The sequence below is a fragment of the Acetobacterium wieringae genome (genome assembly GCF_026646375.1).
Classification (GTDB): Bacteria; Bacillota; Clostridia; order Eubacteriales; family Eubacteriaceae; genus Acetobacterium; species Acetobacterium wieringae_A.
The window spans coordinates 56,861-76,568 of the sequence record NZ_JAIPPU010000009.1; the positions used below are offsets into that span (position 1 = coordinate 56,861).

A 19,708-nucleotide genomic window follows, 5' to 3' on the forward strand; every position below is an offset into this window, starting at 1 on the left:
GGGTGAAAGTCCCGAGCACGGATAGGTAAGTGCATAGCTTATGCGATTCTTTATTCTAATTAGATGTGCCCTTTGCTTTCGCGTTCAGCTTTTCCAAGCACTCATCCCAGTGTGCGTAGTTTTTGTCTCCACGGTGATCTGATAAGATTCCCCTGCCTGACAGGTATTCCGCTAAATAATGAGTTACTTTGTTTGCTCCGGAATAATTTAAATGATCCCCACTGTCACGGGTGTCCAGGCTCCAGTTTATGCCGACGGTATCATTCATCAGATTTAAATCAATATATTCGCAGCTCAATTCGCTGGCAAGGATCGCAATTCCGTTGTGTGACTTATAATTCCAATTCTGTGTGCTCGGTGTGCTGAGAAGGATCAATTCGGCTCCATTTTCATCACAGAAGTCTTTGATTTTTTGTATGAAGTATCTGTTTGTTTTTGCAATTTTCGCAGACTCTTCTGTCGGCGTCATGTATTCCAAATTTTGAGCGGGAGTTACTTGATCGGAGTAAAAATAGCCCTTGTAATCTTCAGCCCAATTGTATTTGACTCCGTTTTTAAATCCTTTCAGATCATATGATTTCCACCGGTTATGATATTGAAATACGGGAAAATAGCGAGCGATCTCAGCCAGTCCCACATTGCTCAATGACATTTTGCGGTAGATTGCAAGGGTCTCCAAGATTACAATTTTAGGCTTTTGCTTTTGAAATGCCCTGTGCAGCATGGTGTTGCTGTAGGTTAAATGCTGACCCGCGGTTCCACAGACATATGCGGTGTAGCCTTTTTCTTTCCAAAGCTGCAAAGGGGAGATGGAGAAATAGGATTCGCTGTCTCCGAGCACCAGAATGTCGATGGAGTTTTCCTTTTCACCAAGGATTCCGTTGGCCGAAGTTGCTTCCATTCCCGCTGCAGCCGTATTGTTTCTGGGAACAAGCAAATAGGATGATACGGCCAGCAGGATCATGAGTCCGGCAATGAATGCTACACCTCTCAGCGTTCTCTTGATTTTCATGGTTTACCGCCTTTCTAAAAGCTTGCATAAATCGGATCGACAGGGACATAATTGTCTCCATATGCGCCAAATATGACAATTGCCATAATCAGAGCATAATACACCGCAAAACGTTTCGCCACAGGCTTTGTACTGATGCGCTCCCGAATGGATACGCCCTTTTCTTGGCAAAGCTCAATAAAAAAAACGACAGCCAAGACAATAGCGACAATGATGTAGTCATATAAGTCTGCACCAAAAGAAAAGAAAGTCTTTTCTACAATGGTGTTGAAAGTGAAGTCTGTAAAAATCTTCTTAAGCATTGCAAGTCCGGTACGAAGTCCGTTGGCTCGAAAAAACATTTCACCGATACAAACCAAAGCGGCGGTTCGGACGATTTGAAATCCATGATAAAGCGGATGTTCTCGCGATATATGCAACTTATGTGCGATATTCGCCGCGAAAGGTTCTGCTATGTTTCCACTCAAAATTAGCGCGAAATGATACATGCCGAAAAAAATGAAGTGCCACCCAGCGCCGTGCCACAATCCGTTGCATAGCCACACGTAAAAGAGCGCGATGGCACTGGCGGGCAGTGCGCCAAAGTTATGTCCAAGTCGTTTTCTCGCCTTCGAAGAAAGGTATTTCATGGGCTTTGACAGGGAAATAGGATAGAAGATATAATCACGGAACCATGCACCCAGAGTAATATGCCACCGCTTCCAAAATTCAGGAATAGTCTTGGAAAAAAAAGGGCGCTGAAAGTTTTCGGTCAATGAAACACCGAAAATCTGTCCGATGCCAAGGGCTACATCCATTGTGCCGGAGAAGTCCATGTAAAGCTGAATGGTATAGCACACTGCGGCGACAGCGATTACGAAGCCGTCATAGTCCTGATAGCTGTTGAATACATTGCTGATCAGCAGGTTCAGGCGATCTGCGACGACCATTTTTTTCAGAATACCGAACAGAATGCGTTGCAGGCCAAAGGTAAGGTTGCGATATTCAATGGGCGGTACGCTCCACAACTGCTCTGCGGTTTCGGTATACCGGCAGATTGGCCCTTCCATGATCTGTGGAAAGAAACTCATATAAAGGGCAAGACGAAATAGGTTGCGGTCAGCTGATATTTTTCGGTGATAGACATCCAAAACATACGATAGCGCCTGCATGGTATAAAAAGAAATGCCGATTGGCAACACAAAAGAAGGTATGGCGACCGTAGCAGGCAGCTTTAAAAGATTAAAGCCGACATTCAGGTTTGTTGCAAAAAAAGCCGAATATTTCAGAACTGCCAGAACGCCTATATGGAGAATAACAGCAAACGCAATAATCCCTCTTTGCTGCCGCTGATATAACACTTTGATGCCCTTGCGGTTTTCCTTTTGAGCCTGCTCCAAAGCCTGGTCACAGCGATTTTGATTGTCGGCAAGCCAGAGACCAAAATGGTGGATGGAGAGCGTGGACAGCAGAAGATAAACCAACAGCTTTCCGCTGACGGCCCAGAAAAAGGCGTAGCTCGCGAGTAAAAGTACAATCCGCCGCGGCTTTTGCGGAAGGAAAGCATAAGTCGTGACAGTGACTGGCAGCAAAATCGCCAGAAACTGTACGGAAAAATACGATGGAATCGAGGGCATATTATTCTTCCTCAATTAGTCGCGTTACCATTGCCCAGAGAGATTCTGGGGAATTGAAGTTGTCCGGAGTTATCTCGACGGTCGGGATTGTAATATCGAATTCTTCCTCCAGCTCTCCCACCAAGGCAATGATGGAGAGCGAATCCAAATGATGTCCATCGATCAGGTCTTTGCAGTTTGCGTAGTTAATTTCCGGTTCTATGTCTTTCAAAATTTTAATCAGGCGTTCCATACTCTTTTCCTCATTTCATTATTCGGTGTATTTAACATCTCTATTGGCATATGCCCCCGCACACAGACGGGTTCACAACCGTTTTTCAGCAACATGACCGCCGGTAAATCCCTGCTTAAAAATAAGGCGATTCCTTCCGCCGCACAATATGCACCAGTGTTTTCAAATACGATCACATCACCGATTTCCAGGCAATACATGGGAAACTGTTTTACCAAGATATCGTTAGTGGTACAAAGCGAACCGCAGATATTCCATGGTTCCTGCTCTGTGCCCCCGCGGCGAGTGAGCTCGTGGACAATGGGATGCTTCATTGCCATTGACTGACCATAATAGACAAGTTGGTGTATACCGCCATCGACAATGGCGTAGTTCTGCCCTTTGTTTGTTTTTTTATCGACAACGCTTGTTAAATAGGTACCGCAACTGGCGGCGATGCTGCGTCCAAGCTCCAGGGTAAGCTTTGTCTTGAACTGCATTCCGGTCAGCAAGGCTGAAAATTCATGCAAAAAGGCGTCTTCGTCAAAGTCCTCGTCGATAAAGTAGGAGACCGGAAGTCCGGGTCCGAACTCCAATTCAGGAGCGGAATAGCCGCAGTCAGTTTGTAATTTGTTAAGCACGCTGTCCAGATAGTCCAGCTCCCGTTTAAGCCGCTTCAAAGATGATTTCTGGGTACCGGAAAAATACTGAATGCCTCTGATTTCAAGGAATGGATCGTGCTGGTACTCGCTGACGATATGTTCCAATTCATCCTCGGAAAGTCCAAATTGGTTGCCGCTGGTCAGGCGGAGCAGAATGGAAATGCGTTTTTTCGCCAGATGAGCAATATCGCTTAAGATGCTGAATTGTTGCATGGATTCCACAGTGTAAAGCTCCCCAGTCGGTCCCTGGGCAATTAGTTCTCGAATCAGGGCGGGCGTCTTATAAACACCGGAAACCACGAATTTGTTCGTGGGCAACCCCATTTGGTAACAAATCCGCAGTTCTCCCGGAGAACAGATTTCCAGTCGATCGACTAGCGCACTTACTGTCGCAAGTATAAAGGTGTTGGCTTTCACTGCATAGCACAGTCTGACACCCTCGGGCAAACAGCTACGCAGGGAACGGATACGTTCTTCCAGTACAGAAAGGTCGTAAGCGTACATAGGCGTTGACTGTTTTTCTAATAATCCTCTCCATTTGAGTTTGTTCATGTTTTACTCCTTTCGGTCAAGCAGTCGCTTGCGGTCGATTTTTCCATTTTTATTCAATGGGAATTTCTTGATTTGATAAAGTGTGCGCGGGACCATATATACAGGTAAAGACTCGGCAAGCTGACTGCGGAGACTGGGTTGCTTTGGACTGCCAGTGTAGAAGCCGTATAGCTGCTCCTTTTTTGCGTCAAACACACAGCAACACTGATCAACACCGGGGATTTTCGCAACCGCCCGCTCGATTTCTTCTAATTCGATCCGGTGTCCCATGTATTTGATCTGAAAATCCTTCCGACCACAGAACAGAAGTTCCCCATTGTCCAGATACTTTCCAAGGTCGCCTGTTTTATAAATGCGTTCGGGGTAACCGGTATTGAGCGGATTCTGTACAAAAGCGACCTCCGTCTGCTGAGGGTTTCGGTAGTATCCAAGCGCCAGTGCCGTTCCCCGTACGCAGATCTCACCGACAACACCGGAGGTTGTCACTTCTTGTGCGTTGGCGTCGAGCAGGAACACCTGCTCATTTGGGAAGGGACGCCCAATAGGAATCCCATGAGAATAATCACCGTTTCTGTCAAGGATATGATAGGTGCAGTTGCAGGTGATCTCAGTAGGTCCGTAGAGATTAACAAACTGCGCGTTCGGCAAATGTTCCAGCCATGCTCGGAGATGCTTTTCCGGCATGATCTCGCCGCTAAAAAGAATCTTACGCACGGAAGTGGGGATAAGGTAGTCTAGACCGTGAAACGCGCTGATCAGGCACAGTGCTGAGACGGACCAGATCATGACAGTGATGTGAATCTCGCAGATCCAGTCCAGAAGCGCCTTTGGTCGTGAAAAAAAGGGCTTTGGAATAATCGCCAGTGTCCCTCCAACCTTTGCTGAAGTATAGATATCCTTGACGGAAACATCAAAATCGAAGGGTGCCTGATTGCCAAAGACATCCGTGGATGAAAACTGGAAGGTATTTGTGAAAACATCGATAAAATCGATCACAGAACGGTGACTGACCACAACACCCTTTGGAACGCCAGTAGAGCCAGAGGTGAAGTTGACATAAAGAGGATCGGTGTCGATCATCCTACTGCGCACAAAGCGCAGACGCTCCAAATCTATGGATCCTTTTTGCAGATCGTCCATCATCAGGATTGCTCTGGCTGGAAAAAGTTCCGTCGCAAGCTTTGCGTGCTGAAAATCGACAATCACATATTCTGCCTGAAGTACTTTCTGAATCTGCTTCAGGCGGAATACCGGCAGCTCTGGATTAAGCAGCACATAGTAGCCTCCTGCATAAATGGCGCCCCAAAATGCACATAGCGCGGGGATGCCTTTTTCCATCAAGACTGCGACCGGCTGACCGACTTTGATGTACCTTGACAGCGCTGTCCCGACAGTCTTACAGGTATGTTCCAATTCCCGATAGGAGTTGGAAGAAGTTTTATCAATGACAGCAATCTTGTCCGGGCGACAAAGCACATGGTGCTCCATATATTCCAATACATTTTTCATGGTGTTTCCTCACATTCATATTATTCTGTTATTCTGAATTGCTTCCTCCGAGATAAAAACGCTGCAAGTCAGCGATATTTTGATCTCATAAATCACACATGGGAATGCGATGGTTTTTTTATGTATCGAGAAATCAGCGCCTTTGAAAGTGCAGAGCATAAACGATACCTAAAAATGAGGTCAACATACCCACATAAGTGAGAATCACGGTGAAATTTTAAAATTTAAGCATAGGGACCTCCTAAAGTACGTTACTGAAGAAAATGCTGTAAAGCAGGATACACCAGGGCTTTGCAGTCATGATGATCAGAATATATTTTTTCGTTGGCATATTGATCAGGCCGGAAAAATAACACAGGGCACAGTCCGGCGCCAGCGGAAGCAGAATGGAAAGAAAAAGAATAATCGTATAGCTCTTTTTCGAGGCTGCCCATTCAACGACGGCATTATATTTTTTCTCCGGTATAATCTGTTTCACAAATCTGATCCCGAAGCGTCTGGCCAGGTAGTATGCAATGATGGAGCCAAGGCTGATACCGATATAATTACAAAGGAAGCCGCCAAACGCTCCAAATAATCCGGAGCCCGCTGCGAATCCGAAAAAGCTTGGGATGATCGGCAGAAATGCCTGCATGGTTTGAATCGCCGTCAACATCAGCGGCGCGAACGGGCCAAAGGTGCCAATATAGGCTCGAAACGCCTCCAATGATCCAAAGTATCCTCGGAAGAAACCTATTGCGAGGAATACTCCGGTAACAAGGAGCAAGAGCAAAAATAGTATAAGGAGATAAATCTTTAGCCGTTTTTCACGCTGTTTCATCCGCACCCCCGACGAGATATGCCCGCCCGCAGTTTCCATTTTGTTTTTGTATTATATCTACATATTCTGACGCTGGTGCTTACGAAAACCTTAAGTATTCTTAACTGACCCTGATAGGGGTATATCTTCGTTGCTTGTGTGACGGGCAGATGGTAAGATAACAGCAATACGTAGAGTGGAGGCGGAGCGACATGAAGAACGCCGCAAAAATTATGATCGTAGATGATGATTCTGAAATTCGTGAGATCGTCTGTGTTCTGCTGGAGAGCGAAGGTTTTACCACGCTGGAAGCAGCTGACGGGGAAACGGCGTTGTCGGTCTTTTCCGACGATGTGGATCTTGTTATTTTGGATATTATGATGGCCGGTATGTCCGGGTATCAGGTCTGCTTGAAAATGAGGGAGCAAAGTAATGTTCCCATTTTATTTCTTACGGCTACGGCAAAAAATAAAGATTCCGACCTGACGCTTGGATTTTCATCCGGCGGGGACGATTATCTCGCAAAGCCGTTTTCTTATGCCGAGCTTCTTGCCCGTGTAAAGGGACTCCTACGGCGCTATCAGACTTACAGAGGGAAAGGCAATATTGACAATGAAACCCCGTTGGAATGGCGTGGAATCATACTGTATCAGGACCGAAACGATGTTTGCAAAGATGGAGAAGAACTGAACCTGACAGACAAGGAGTATCAGATTCTCCGGTTACTGCTGACCTACAGAGGCAGGCTTTTCTCTGCGCAAAATTTATTTGAGAGCATTTGGGAGGAGCCGTTTTATTACTCCTCCAGCAACACGGTAATGGTTCACATCCGTAGACTGCGGGAAAAGATTGAGGAAGACCCGCAGGAACCAACATTGCTGAAAACGGTTTGGGGAAAGGGGTATCGCATTGAATAGCAGCAAATTTAAATCCCGCCTAGGTCTGAAATTCGCATCGGTTGCGGCAATTGCGCTGGTTATTTCCTTCTCTGTCTTTTTACTCCTGTATGATGGCGTTATTTGGTGGTTCTTGTACGGCTCGGAGTTCGATTCTTATTGGACAAATGTGGGAACTTCGGCAGTGGCGAGCTTTCAGGAACATGTGACAAGTAATGAGCTGACTGTCGATGACGCAATACGCGATGTCAGATGGGAAAAGAACTATCGTACGATGTATCTCTATTTGGCGAGCAGCCCTGAGGCGGACATCCCGGAGGAAGACGATGATACGCAAGTCGGTATCCCGGTGAACTGTTCGGACGGTGTCGTGTATGCATATGCATACCCGTCTACTTCTCATTATGATGGGCTTGGAATGGTAATCTCCCTTGGTATCGCGGCAATCTGCTTCTTCCTGATTTTAATTCCCTATGTCTATCGGATCATCCATCGCATTATGCATCTGAGTCATGAAATGGAGATCCTCACAGGAGGAGACCTCAGCTATCACATCGATTCTCCAGGCGAGGACGAGCTGGCTGAGCTTGGACGCAGCATTGAGGGAATGCGGCTTTCAGTAATCGACCAGATGGCACGAGAAAATGAAGCTGTGCTGGCAAACAGCCGACTGATTACCTCTTTATCGCATGACTTGCGAACGCCGTTGACCAAGTTGACGGGCTATCTTGAAATACTCCGCTATAAAAAGTATCGGAATGCGTCAGAAGAAGAACGCTATTTGAAGAGCGCCATTGAAAAAGTACAGCAAATGAAAAGCCTTTCCGATGAAATGTTCCGTCATTTTCAAGTGAATGATACCCCAAAAGCGGATACCGTTGCCGAAACAATTTCAGGGACGCTGCTGCTATCACAACTGCTTTCTGAAATGTGTTTTGATCTGCAGGCAGCAGGCTTTCAAGCAACCCTTCCGGTCATTGACGGTGAATTTATCCTTTCCTTTCCCGTATTTGACCTGCGGCGGATATTTGACAACCTGTTTTCCAACATAAAAAAATATGCTGACCCATCGAAGCCCGTTGAAATAACGATCATTAAACAGGCATCCGAGATTGGCATTATGATTTCAAATTATATGGGAGCTTATTTAGATACCGACAGCAATGGCATTGGTTTGCCCGCTGTAAAAACACTTGTGGAGCAAAACGGCGGAAGTCTTGATATTAAAAAAGCTGACGAAAGATTCTATGTCAAGCTATTTTTCCCAGTGCAAAATAAGTAATTGTGAAATGCAAAACGAATCCATAAGAACGGGGTTCTTCCGCATTTTAACGTTTATTTTAAACGCCAGGTCAGTAAGACCGCAATAGATAAAGTATTTATCAAAGAATTAAGAAAAGGCATGCTTCTTTAATCGAAGGACATGCTTTTTTTGAGTGGATCTAAGTGATAACAGCCAGCAATTCGAATTCAAACCAGATGCAATTGCGGCAGAATAATGATATGATTTAACAAAGGATTAGTACCTAATCAAATTGGTTGACTTTCCCGATGCTTTCGGGAGGATTGGAGTAAGTGTGAATTGGGATTGTTTAATTGTCGATGATGAAGTAGAATTGGCGAAAGCGAGCTGCGAATATTTTGAAATGTTTGGCGTGACCTGCACCTTTGTGAGCAATTTTGATGATTGTGTCTTGTTCATGGGAAATAACCAGGTTAAACTGATTTTGCTGGATATCAATCTGGGAAAAGACAGCGGCTTTGAATTGTGTAAAGCACTCCGAAAAAAAACCGATGTGCCAATTCTTTTTATCAGTGCCCGGCAGAGTGACGATGATGTCCTGATTGCCCTGAATATCGGTGGCGACGATTATATTAAAAAACCCTATTCCCTCGGTGTCTTGCTGGCCAAGGTGAAGGTTATGATCAAACGCTATGATGGGGCGGCGCTAAAAGCCGGGAGCAGTGATGCGGTTAGCGCTCAATTAAAAGCGCAGGACAGTTGCGGCAATCTGAGAATTGATAAGGATGCCATGAAGGTCTATCGCAATGAAAAAGATGTGGGTTTCAAAACCAAGGAATTCAAGTTGTTTCAATACCTCTATGAAAATAAAAACCGGGTGATTTCCAAAGACGAGTTATTTGCCAGGATCTGGGGGGATGCTTTTTTCAGTGATGGCACCCTGAATGTGCATATCCGGAAAATTCGTGAGAAAATTGAAGAAAACCCCAACCAGCCAAGGCTGATTAAAACCATCTGGGGAACCGGATATATGTTTGAGAGTCAGGAAAATGAATAACCCCGACGATATTCTGGCGGACATAATAAACTGTTTAGGTGAGGAAATACATGAAAATAAGAAATATGGTTATTCTCTTTTCAGTGATCATGATAGCCGGCTATCTGGCCACAATCACCACGATCTATGCCACCCAGATCAATCGGGTGGATGTCACGGAGATTAATAGCATCGTTAAAACCATTGAAAAAGATTGGCGCGACGGAGATACAATAAAATCTGGTATGTTCGGAGGGATGTCCTACCAGATCGCCCTGTTTACGGATGAAAACTATCAGGCGCTCTTGTTTGACAGCATTAAGAATCGACAGACCATCATGGATTTGACCGGAACCGCAGCGGATGGACAGGAAGAATTCCTGGGGAAGATCATTATTCTGACCGATGGGAGTGAGGAAGCAACCATGAAAAGAAATCTGACGATCCTGATTTCGCTTACCTTTGGGCTGGTCATGATTATGGTTTATCTGGTTTTGGGGCTGGTACATACTGCGATTCTGCGGCCCTTTGGGGTGCTGAAAGCGTTTGCCCGAAAGATTGCCGATGGTGATTTGGAGTTTCAGCTACCGATGGATCGGGGCAATTACTTTGGCGCTTTCACTGAAAGTTTTGATCTGATGCGGGAAGAGCTGAGAAAGGCCCGGCAGGGTGAATATCAGGCCAATATCAGCAAAAAAGAGCTGGTGGCGGAACTGTCCCATGACATTAAAACCCCGGTGGCTACCATTAAAGCGATTTGTGAGCTGCTTGAGATCAAGCTGGCAACTGTAAAAAGCGAGGATTTACCGGGGTCAACCGCGGCGACGACGCTCACCGAAAGTATCGAAAAAATCGCGGTGATCGATGCCAAAGCCGACATCATCGATGCGCTGATCAGCAATCTGTTCCACGCGACTCTGGAAGAATTGGAAATGCTGAAGGTCAATATCAGCGAGGAACCAAGCACTGTGATCATTAAAATGTTAAAGGAAATGGATAATTTTGGGAAAATCCAATTTAAAAATGACTTGGCGGAGTGTCTGATTTTTTGTGATCCGCTGCGGCTGGGTCAGGTGATTGACAATATTATCAGCAATTCTTATAAATATGCCGATACTGATATCGACATCTGGTTTAATCTGGACAAAACAGAAAAAAACCTGACCATAACGATCAAAGATTACGGGCCGGGCATAAATCCCGATGAATGTCCGCTGGTGTGTGAAAAGTTTTTCCGGGGCTCTGGGGAAACGGTCCAGAATACCCCCGGTTCCGGGCTGGGCCTCTATCTGGCCAGGCAGTTTATGGTCGCCATGGGTGGCAGCATCCGCTGCTATAATGAGGAGGGCTTCACGGTGGAATTGGGCATCAGGGTGGTGTAAGGGTCGTTTTAGTTAAGAAACAGATAAGAATTTAATAAGAGTTGGCAAAAGACCGGTTAAGAACTTATGAAATATAATTAGGCCATGGAAAGCAAAAGCCGACCATGGTCTTTTATCTTTGGGATAAAGATCCAATCAGTCAATTGGGAGGAATGTATGTCAAACACCATTTTAAAAGCAGAAATGCTCAGTAAAACCTATTCAAACGGCAGCATCATGCAGCATGTTTTAAAAAATCTTAACTTAGAAATCAAAGCCGGGGACTTTACGGTTATTATGGGTAGCTCGGGGTCGGGAAAATCGACGCTGCTTTATGCTCTGTCAGGGATGGACAAGCCAACCCTGGGAACCATCAACTTTAAAGGCGAGGCGATTTCCAATTATTCCAATGATCAGTTGGCGGTTTTTCGCCGAAAGCATTGTGGCTTTGTCTTTCAGCAAATCTATCTTAATGATACGATGACGGTGCTCGATAATATTATGATTTCGGGGTTACTGGTCAGCCGCGATAAAAAGGCCATTGCCAACCGGGCCAAGGAACTACTGCAACAGGTGGGGTTAAGTGATGCCAGCTATCATAAATATCCGTCTCAGCTTTCCGGCGGCGAAGCCCAGCGGGTGGCGATTGTTCGGGCGCTGATCAATGCACCGGAAATCGTCTTTGCGGATGAACCTACTGGGGCTCTCAATTCGACTAACGCCATCAATGTACTGGATGTGATAACCGAGGTCAATACCTCCGGTCAAAGCATCATCATGGTGACTCATGATATCAAAACCGCCCGCCGGGCCAACCGCATCCTTTATTTAAAAGATGGGGTCATCATCGACGAACTGAATCTGGGCGCCTATGTCAAAGACGATCCGGATCGCCATAAAATCCTTCGGGAATTTCTGGAAAGCATGGGCTGGTAGCATGAAAATTCTGATGATTGCGACCAACAATATCAAGAAGGCCAAGGTGGCCACAGCCACCCTGATCATCCTGATTGCGATTGCCACTATTTTTCTCTATGTGGGAATCAGCGTGCTGTCCAATATGGACACCTTTATTGATGAAAAAAATGCCGAAACCAATGGTGCGCACCTGATCTCAATTACCGATGGTACCTACGATCAGGAGATTCATGAAATTTATCAATCCATCCCGTCCTATTCCTACAGTGAACAGGAAGATGGGATAATGTCGATGTCGTCCTCATTTCAGAATATAAATACCGGGGAAGAGGCCAACAGTATCCCGGCGGTTTTCCTAAATTTGGATACCGCCCGGGAAATATCCCAGGTAAAGATTATTGATCCGGCTGAACAGATGCCCAAAAATGGGGTCATTGTGCCCTATGTTTTGAAAGTGGCCAATGGCTATCAAACGGGGGATACCCTAAAACTGACCGTGGATGATGCCAGTACCGAGTTCGAGATCGCCGGTTTCTATGAAGATCTGATGTTTGCCAGTCCTTCAAATGTCAGCATGTATAAATTGTTTCTGGGTGATCAGCAGTTCCAGGAATTCCAGGCGCAGCCGGAGTATGGCTCGAAATGCAGCTATATCGCAGTGATCACCGATGACATAAATGGCACCGAAGCATTTGAAGCGGAGTATCTTAAAGAAACAAAAACGGTTTTGCCGGACGGCACGGGGAGCTATGCGTTCTTAAGTTATGGATCAATGAAAACGGGTGTGGCCATCTTTATCAATATCATTATGGCGGTGCTGTTATCCTTCTCGATTATCATTCTGGCGATTGCAGCGATCGTTATTAAGTTTTCCACCACTACCCATATTGAAAACAACATTAAAAATATCGGAACCCTGGCAGCCATGGGCTATACAGCAAGGCAGATCCTTAATGCGACTCTGGTGGAGTATCTGTTGATGACCGCCGTCGGATTTATGGTGGGGCTGGCTGCTGCGCTATTGATTTCGCCGGTGATTACCAATATGGTGTCATCATCAATTGGGCTGCGTTGGGCTACCGGTCTCGATCCCCAGGCGGTGTTGGTAAGTTTGGGTGTAATTATGATGGCGGTATTGGGAATCTCCTATTTCAGTGCGGCGAAAATAAAAAGAATCACCCCTCTGACAGCTCTGCGCAGTGGGATTGAAACCCATCATTTTGAGAAAAACCGCATCCATCTGGATCAAACCAGGCTGAGCCTCAATACGGCGATGGGTTTTAAGTCACTGATTTTCAATAAACGGCAGAATTTCATTGCCGGGCTGATCATCATGCTGCTGAGTTTAGTAACGGTGTTTGCGCTGGCGTCATACTATAATTTTTCGGTGGATAAAACCGCCATGATCAAATTAATCGGACTGGAAACTGCCGAAGTTCAAGTGACGGCGTTGGCGGATGAAGCTAAGATGTTCGAAGAAATTGCCGCGATGCCAGGGGTTGAAGACACCATCAGACTCAATTCTTTTGACGGCATGATTAAATTTAAAAACAAGGATAGCAGTGCCAATACCAGAATAACTGAGGATTACAGCCGCTTGAAAGTTAACACTTGCGTGAAGGGCCGGATGCCGGTGCATGATAATGAGATTGCCATCACCAGCATTGTACTTAATAATCTGGGCGCCCAGATGGGGGATACGGTGTCGATCGACTATAATGGCACAACCCGGGAATTTCTGGTGGTGGGAGTCACCCAGCAGTTTAATATGCTGGGCCGAGGTGCTGCCATTACCACCGCCGGGATGAAAAAACTGGTACCATCCTATCAGGAGCAAAACCTGATGATCTATCTGGCCGAGGGTCAGGATACCGAAAAGTTTGTCACTAGAATAAATAATCAATACGGAACTGATAAACTACAAACCAACAGCTATTTTGCGTCCATCGAAATGATGCTGGATTCCTTTGAAGCGTCGATAAAAATTGTCGTGACCGGCTGTCTGGGGATCATTGCCGTGATTATTGTGTTCGTCCTATTTCTGGTGATCCGGGTGCGGATCTTGCGCGAGCGAACCCGACTGGGGGTTTCCAAGGCCCTTGGTTTTACCGCCAATCAGCTGATCGGGCAGATCTTAATCAGCGAGATGCCGGTTATTATCGGGGCTGCGGTGGTCGGGGCCATCGCTGGCTATTTTGCCACCAATCCGATGCTGGCGCTGATGCTGGCGGCCAATGGGATCCTGAACTGCGATTTTTATGTCGATCCCAGCCTGGTAATACTCACCGCCATCGGAATCAGCCTGCTGGGACTGGCAACGGTGCTGATTGTTGCCGGCAAGATCAGAAAGATCAGCCCTTGCAAGATGTTTGAAGAAGGAGTGGACTAAAAAGCCAATAAATAAACTTAGGATAAAAAAGATTAACAAAAATTGTAATTACCGGTGTTCCTAAATCTGAATAAGAGTTAGCGGCAGCAAGCAGGGTTACGATATCGCAAGGCTGCTAATGAAAAATGTATTTACAAAGAAAGACCAATATGTTATTATGACCACAAGTCACATGACCTGTGGTCATAATAATTTGGAGGGATAAATAAATGCCAAAGTCTACATTTTTTAACTTACCAGAGGAAAAGAAAGACAAAATCATTGCTGTTGCGATCGATGAATTTGCACAAAACCATTATGAAAAGGTAACGATTAATAAAATCGTCGAACGAGCAGAGATTCCGAAGGGCAGCTTTTACCAGTATTTTGAGAATAAAGATGACTTGTACATTTTTTTGTTCGGTCAAATTGGAAATTCAAAAAAAAATAGCCTTGAGGGATCAAAAGAAAAAATTAGCCAATTGGATTTTAAATCCTACCTTGTTTTATTACTTGAAGCAGGAAGTCGGTTTGAAACAAAGGATCTCAAAATTACAGAACTCAAGAATCGCTTTATAAATGAATGTCCACAAGAAATCAGAAAGAAAATACTGGGTAATGAATTTCCGAAGAGTTATGCATTGTTGGCAGACGTGATCCGGTTGTATATAAAAAAAGGGGAGTTGCGGGAAAACCTCGATGTCGAAATGGCCGCTTACATCATTACCCAAGGGGTGGCAAATATCGAGTTTTATCAAAATGATGATGGTTCAAGTATTAAAGACTTAGGCGCACGGATATTGGACGTTGTCATTGAAGGGATGCAGCCCGACTCAAGTGGAAAAATAGGAAGGGTGCATAGGCCATGTTAACCAGGCAGGATTTAGTACGAGATGAAAAATACCTGAAGTTAAATGAAGCCGGAGAGTTTGTTATTGATACGGATGAGGACCTGGAAATTGTCGATTTTCATACGCATATGTGCAATGTCCTGCCAGTTAGGCATATTGATCCCAATTCAAAAGGAAATAAACTCACATTTCCGACCCTTCCGGCCAATGAAAAGATTGATTTTTCAGTGCCTTACTGGACAAAAGAAGAACCAGGTATTAACCGGAAAGGCATGATGCCGGTGTTTCACTATGCGCAAAATGCCTACGCGGTGCTGCAGGATATGCGCAAAGGCGGGACTTACGACAATTGTTTTAAGTCTCAAGCAGATAATAAGATCGGCATCAATGTCGTGTTGCCATTGAGTACAAAAAAATACGACTGCTCACCAGAGGCGCTAAGAATTGCCGCTGATTATCCGAGCCACTTTATGGCATTTTGTTCGGTTCATCCTGATGATTCCGAGATGAAGGAAAAAATTGTAAAATACAAAGCCCTTGGCGCAAAAGGTTTCAAACTCAAAATATCGGACATTGAGCTTAAAAATGATTTTGTTTCGTTAATGACGCTGTTTAGAACCTGTCATGAAGCAGAATTGCCGGTTATCTTGCATACCGGATCAATTCCAGTGGATCAAAAAAGGACATCTAAACTTCTATGGAAGTTTTTAAGGTCAACCCGGGTCGAATTATTTGGTCAGCTGCTTAAGGAAATGCCAAAGGATTTTGTCTTTATCTTTGGTCATAGCGGGGTCTGCGAATATAAACTTGTCGCCGAATATTTGAAAAAATTTCCGGCAACTTATGCAGAATTGTCAAGTCAATCCCAGCACAGCATCAATTATTTAATCGATACGGTCGGATATGAAAGACTGTTATTTGGCTCGGATTGGCCAGCCTTGCCTCAGGCAATCACCCTTTCGCGCGTACTAATGGCAACTGCAGAAAATAAAGAAGCAAGAGATCATATACTTAACAAAAATGCGAAAAGACTGCTAAATCAAGCATAAGATAATTATTTTAAGCCATGATGCCATCTGCGGCATCATGGCTTTTTTTCAAAAAGGGATTAATTATATCGAGCACTCTGATATAATAAAAAATGATTGAACGCATAATTGAAATAGTGATTGAGCTAATGAAGGGATGGTGCGTAGAAGATGCCATTTGAAATCATCCGTAACGATATTACAAAAATGACGGTGGACATTATTGTCAACGCCGCTAATACTGGTCTGAAAATGGGCGGTGGCGTCTGTGGGGCGATTTTTGCTGCCGCCGGGGCGGACAAGCTCCAGGCTGAGTGTGACCAGATTGGAGGCTGCGCAGTGGGAGATGCTGTGATCACTGACGGTTATCAGTTGCCAGCAAAGCGCATCATCCACACCGTTGGGCCAGTCTGGCAGGGCGGTGGTGCCGACGAGGCCCGGCTGCTGCACCGGGCCTATACCCGTTCCCTGCTACTGGCCCTGAAACAGGATTGTAAAACGATAGCCTTTCCGCTGATTTCATCAGGAATCTATGGCTATCCTAAGGATCAGGCTTTAAAAATTGCCGTGGCGGCCATCACAGAATTTTTGCTTGAACATGAGATGTTTATTTATCTGGTGATTTTTGATAAGAAAGCTTTTATTTTCAGTGAAAAGCTGTTTGCGGATATCGAAAAATTTATTGATGATCATTATGTGGATGAACATCCGATTTATGAACGTAATATGGAATTCGAGCCGGAGCTGCCCAGGTATAATCGTACCCAAATGCGGGCTCAAGTCGAAAAACTGACCGAAACCCGGCCCTTGATGTCTGCTCCGGCGGTACCAGTCAAAAGAAGTCTTGCGGATGTGCTGGGTCAGCTGGATGAGTCCTTTTCAGAGATGCTGCTGCGGCTGATTGATGAAAAGGGCATGACCGATGTAGAAACCTACAAAAAAGCCAATATCGACCGGAAATTGTTTTCCAAGATCCGCAGCAAGAAAGATTATAATCCCAGTAAGGCCACCGCCATCGCCTTTGCCATTGCCCTGGAGCTAAGCCTTGACGAGACCCATGACCTGCTGGGGCGGGCTGGCTATGCCCTGTCCCACAGCCATATCTTTGATCTGATCATTGAATATTTTATCAGTGCCAAAAATTATAACATCTATGAAATCAACGAAGCCCTCTTCGCCTTTGATCAGGCATTGCTGGGGGCCTGATTGTCGTTTTAAAAGCGACCACCAGCCAGACCATCCATGGTATTCTCTACGTATCAAAGAAACGGAGGATAATATCATGAACACAAACAAAACAAGAAAAACGGAACTGGTCTTTATTCTGGATAAAAGCGGCTCGATGTCAGGATTGGAAAGTGACACCATCGGTGGCTACAATGCCATGCTTAAGAAACAGCAACAGGCTCCGGGCGAGGCCCGGGTCACGACCGTACTTTTCGATGATGGTTATGAAGTGCTCCATGATCGGATTGATATTCGTGGGGTTGCCCCGATTACTGAAAACGACTATTATGTCGGCGGTTGCACTGCTCTTTTGGATGCGATCGGAAAAACCATTCACAAGATTGCCAACGCCCAGCGTTATACCCAACCGGAACATCGCTCCGAGCAGATCATTTTTGTGATCACCACTGATGGGCTGGAAAACGCCAGCCAGGAATATTCCTATGAAAAGATAAAGTGTCTGATTGAACTGGAGAAAACAGAGTATCAGTGGGAATTTATTTTCCTGGGGGCTAATATCGATGCCATTGAAACCGCCGCCCGATTTGGGATCAGTGCTGATCGAGCCGCTAATTATCATGCCGACGGTCAGGGAACCCAACTGAACTATCGGGTGGTCAGCGAGGTGGTCAGTGAAATACGGGCCTGCAACCCGATTTCGGCCAATTGGAAGGCTGAAATTGATGAAGATTTTGAACTACGCAAGAAAAATAGATAGCCAGAGTAAGAAAACGGCAGGTAAGGTTTGCTTATCTACCGTTTTTTTTGAAAGTGGTGATATTTAAAAATCAAAATGGGCTATCAGGTAGGTCTTGCCATTCATTTGATAAAACGATATGATAATACCAATACGAATATAAAAGAATGGAAAAAATAAAGTGGCATCGAAGAATAAAAAATATACGTGTATGAAAGAATTGGAGATTTTCAGTATTCTGACTGACACTGAACAAAACGCAATTTATGGTTTAGCCAAGGGTGGTTTACTTAAAAAGGGTGAATTACTATTTTGTCAGGGCGAGGAAGGAGAAAAGGTTTTTTTAATTCAAACCGGGAAGATCATGTTGCAGAAATTCACCAAAGATGGGACGAAAATTGTCATTGACATCCTAAAACCGGGAGATTTGATTTGTGAAAACATTATCTTTGAAGACATTAATTATCCATTTAGTGGTATCGCTCTGGAAAACAGCTATATCTGCGCCTGCTCTAAAAAAGAGATGGTTGAATTAATCAAAGATCCAGTGATTCTTGAAAAAATATTTTTTAGCATCAATAGCAAAATGATGGAATACACTGAAAGAATGACCAATAATGCCTTAAAAGATGTTCAGGATAAGGTTTATAATACCTTAAAGCAGATTGCTGGCCGTCATGGACGAATAACTAATCTTGGACTGGAGATTGATTGCTATTTAAGCCATGAAGATATCGGGTTTCTGGTTAATGCATCACGGGTTTCGGTGACCCGTTCAATCAATCAATTAATTGAAATGGGAAAGCTGGAAAAAAATAATCGACATTATATTGTACATGAGTAAAAGTGTAGCCTGCTATACAGAAAATAGTTTCATTTAACGATATAATTTAACCAGAATACAATTCTGGAGGTCAAGATGAAAAAAATAGTATGTATCAGCGGTTCACCGGTTAAAGACAGCAATACGGACAGAATGCTGAAGAATATTGGCGAAAATGCGGGGGTGGAATATGAGTTCATTAAACTGAGTAACCGGATTGTCCGGCCCTGTTTAGCGTGCAAAGCCTGTGTGACAACAAATAAGTGTGTTCAGAACGACGATTTTCAGGAAATAAGTGAATTAATCTTAGGCGCAGAGGCTGTAGTTTTCGGAGCATATACGCCCTATGGCATGATTGACGCTTTCTCAAAGGCATTCTTTGAGCGGTTATGGTCGATGCGACATATCAATGGTTTAAACAATGGAAAGTATGCGATCACCGTGGTAACATCGCTTAATCGGGATGTAGCGGATCAGGTTAATCGGGAGATTGCCATGGAAATGGTCATGGAAGGGTTTATTTTACTGGATCAGTTAGTTATTAATGGCAGTGTTCCTTGTTTAAGTTGTGGGTATGGGGAAACTTGCAAGAATTCTTTTGCCCGCATGCAGGTCGGCGAAAAAGGTTCGGTTTCTGAAGCAAGTTGTTTCGATGTGGAAAACCAAAGCGTTTTTGAGAGAGGTGCAAAATTAGGAAAACTATTGGGCGATTACCTGAGAGATGACCAGTTATTTGATCTGGAAGGTCACCAAAAGAACATCGCTGGAATGATGGAAAAAATGATGCCGGTCATGGACAAGGGCATTCGGCAATGGCGGGAAGAAGAGCTTGCCAGTGTTAATCGAGACACAAAAAACAACTGATGGCCGGTGGATTTTGATCCTGAAAACCGTATTGA

General features: G+C 44.7%; 18 protein-coding genes. 12 read left to right on the plus strand and 6 right to left on the minus strand.

Annotation, left to right across the window (positions count from 1 at the left end; translation table 11 throughout):
• Positions 1-55: 55 nt before the first annotated feature.
• The 6 genes from Q7P33_RS09650 to Q7P33_RS09675 form a co-directional block, all read right to left on the minus strand.
• The gene (locus Q7P33_RS09650) at positions 56-1,012 is read right to left on the minus strand and encodes a hypothetical protein (RefSeq protein ID WP_303869783.1); all 957 of its coding nucleotides are present in this window, start codon (positions 1,010-1,012) and stop codon (positions 56-58) included.
• Between the two features lie 14 nt (positions 1,013-1,026).
• Entirely contained in the window at positions 1,027-2,628 is a 1,602-nt protein-coding gene (locus Q7P33_RS09655) for an MBOAT family protein (RefSeq protein ID WP_303869785.1), read from the minus strand.
• 1 nt (position 2,629) lies between these two features.
• Positions 2,630-2,860, minus strand: coding sequence for a phosphopantetheine-binding protein (locus Q7P33_RS09660; RefSeq protein WP_303869787.1), 231 nt, complete (start codon positions 2,858-2,860; stop codon positions 2,630-2,632).
• The gene (locus Q7P33_RS09665; RefSeq protein ID WP_303869791.1) at positions 2,848-4,053 is read right to left on the minus strand and encodes an alanine racemase; all 1,206 of its coding nucleotides are present in this window, start codon (positions 4,051-4,053) and stop codon (positions 2,848-2,850) included. Before Q7P33_RS09665 ends, Q7P33_RS09660 begins: the two co-directional genes overlap by 13 nt.
• Before the next feature lie 3 nt (positions 4,054-4,056).
• On the minus strand, positions 4,057-5,562 hold the full coding sequence (locus Q7P33_RS09670; RefSeq protein WP_303869792.1) for an amino acid adenylation domain-containing protein: 1,506 nt from the start codon (positions 5,560-5,562) through the stop codon (positions 4,057-4,059).
• 241 nt (positions 5,563-5,803) lie between these two features.
• Positions 5,804-6,268 carry a TVP38/TMEM64 family protein gene (locus Q7P33_RS09675; RefSeq protein WP_303869795.1) on the minus strand — a complete coding sequence of 155 codons (465 nt, stop codon included), beginning with the start codon at positions 6,266-6,268 and terminating at the stop codon, positions 5,804-5,806.
• Between the two features lie 305 nt (positions 6,269-6,573).
• Here Q7P33_RS09675 and Q7P33_RS09680 point away from each other — a divergent pair, with 305 nt between their 5' ends.
• From Q7P33_RS09680 to Q7P33_RS09735, 12 genes are all read left to right on the plus strand, one after another.
• Positions 6,574-7,278, plus strand: a complete 705-nt coding sequence (locus Q7P33_RS09680) for a response regulator transcription factor (protein WP_303869798.1) — start codon at positions 6,574-6,576, stop codon at positions 7,276-7,278.
• The gene (locus tag Q7P33_RS09685) at positions 7,271-8,539 is read left to right on the plus strand and encodes a sensor histidine kinase KdpD (RefSeq protein WP_303869801.1); all 1,269 of its coding nucleotides are present in this window, start codon (positions 7,271-7,273) and stop codon (positions 8,537-8,539) included. Before Q7P33_RS09680 ends, Q7P33_RS09685 begins: the two co-directional genes overlap by 8 nt.
• A 295-nt stretch (positions 8,540-8,834) precedes the next feature.
• Positions 8,835-9,557 carry a response regulator transcription factor gene (locus Q7P33_RS09690; RefSeq protein ID WP_303869804.1) on the plus strand — a complete coding sequence of 241 codons (723 nt, stop codon included), beginning with the start codon at positions 8,835-8,837 and terminating at the stop codon, positions 9,555-9,557.
• A gap of 50 nt (positions 9,558-9,607) precedes the next feature.
• Positions 9,608-10,918, plus strand: coding sequence for a HAMP domain-containing sensor histidine kinase (locus tag Q7P33_RS09695; protein WP_303869807.1), 1,311 nt, complete (start codon positions 9,608-9,610; stop codon positions 10,916-10,918).
• Positions 10,919-11,074: 156 nt separating this feature from the next.
• A complete protein-coding gene (locus tag Q7P33_RS09700) occupies positions 11,075-11,833 on the plus strand; it encodes an ABC transporter ATP-binding protein (protein ID WP_303869809.1) in 759 nt (252 codons plus the stop codon).
• Entirely contained in the window at positions 11,769-14,204 is a 2,436-nt protein-coding gene (locus tag Q7P33_RS09705) for an ABC transporter permease (protein ID WP_303869811.1), read from the plus strand. The genes Q7P33_RS09700 and Q7P33_RS09705 overlap by 65 nt, the downstream gene beginning before the upstream one ends.
• Positions 14,205-14,413: 209 nt before the next feature.
• Positions 14,414-15,055, plus strand: coding sequence for a TetR/AcrR family transcriptional regulator (locus Q7P33_RS09710; RefSeq protein ID WP_303869813.1), 642 nt, complete (start codon positions 14,414-14,416; stop codon positions 15,053-15,055).
• Complete coding sequence (locus Q7P33_RS09715; RefSeq protein WP_303869815.1) at positions 15,049-16,083, plus strand: amidohydrolase family protein; 1,035 nt, start codon at positions 15,049-15,051, stop codon at positions 16,081-16,083. Before Q7P33_RS09710 ends, Q7P33_RS09715 begins: the two co-directional genes overlap by 7 nt.
• A 150-nt stretch (positions 16,084-16,233) precedes the next feature.
• Positions 16,234-17,268: a macro domain-containing protein gene (locus tag Q7P33_RS09720; protein WP_303869817.1), complete on the plus strand. Its 1,035-nt coding sequence runs from the start codon at positions 16,234-16,236 to the stop codon at positions 17,266-17,268.
• A 76-nt stretch (positions 17,269-17,344) separates the two neighbouring features.
• Positions 17,345-18,007 (plus strand): vWA domain-containing protein, encoded by a 663-nt coding sequence (locus Q7P33_RS09725; protein ID WP_303869819.1) that lies wholly within the window; start codon positions 17,345-17,347, stop codon positions 18,005-18,007.
• Positions 18,008-18,197: 190 nt separating this feature from the next.
• Complete coding sequence (locus tag Q7P33_RS09730) at positions 18,198-18,830, plus strand: Crp/Fnr family transcriptional regulator (RefSeq protein WP_303869822.1); 633 nt, start codon at positions 18,198-18,200, stop codon at positions 18,828-18,830.
• A 75-nt stretch (positions 18,831-18,905) separates the two neighbouring features.
• Entirely contained in the window at positions 18,906-19,673 is a 768-nt protein-coding gene (locus Q7P33_RS09735) for a flavodoxin family protein (protein WP_303869824.1), read from the plus strand.
• Positions 19,674-19,708: the final 35 nt, after the last annotated feature.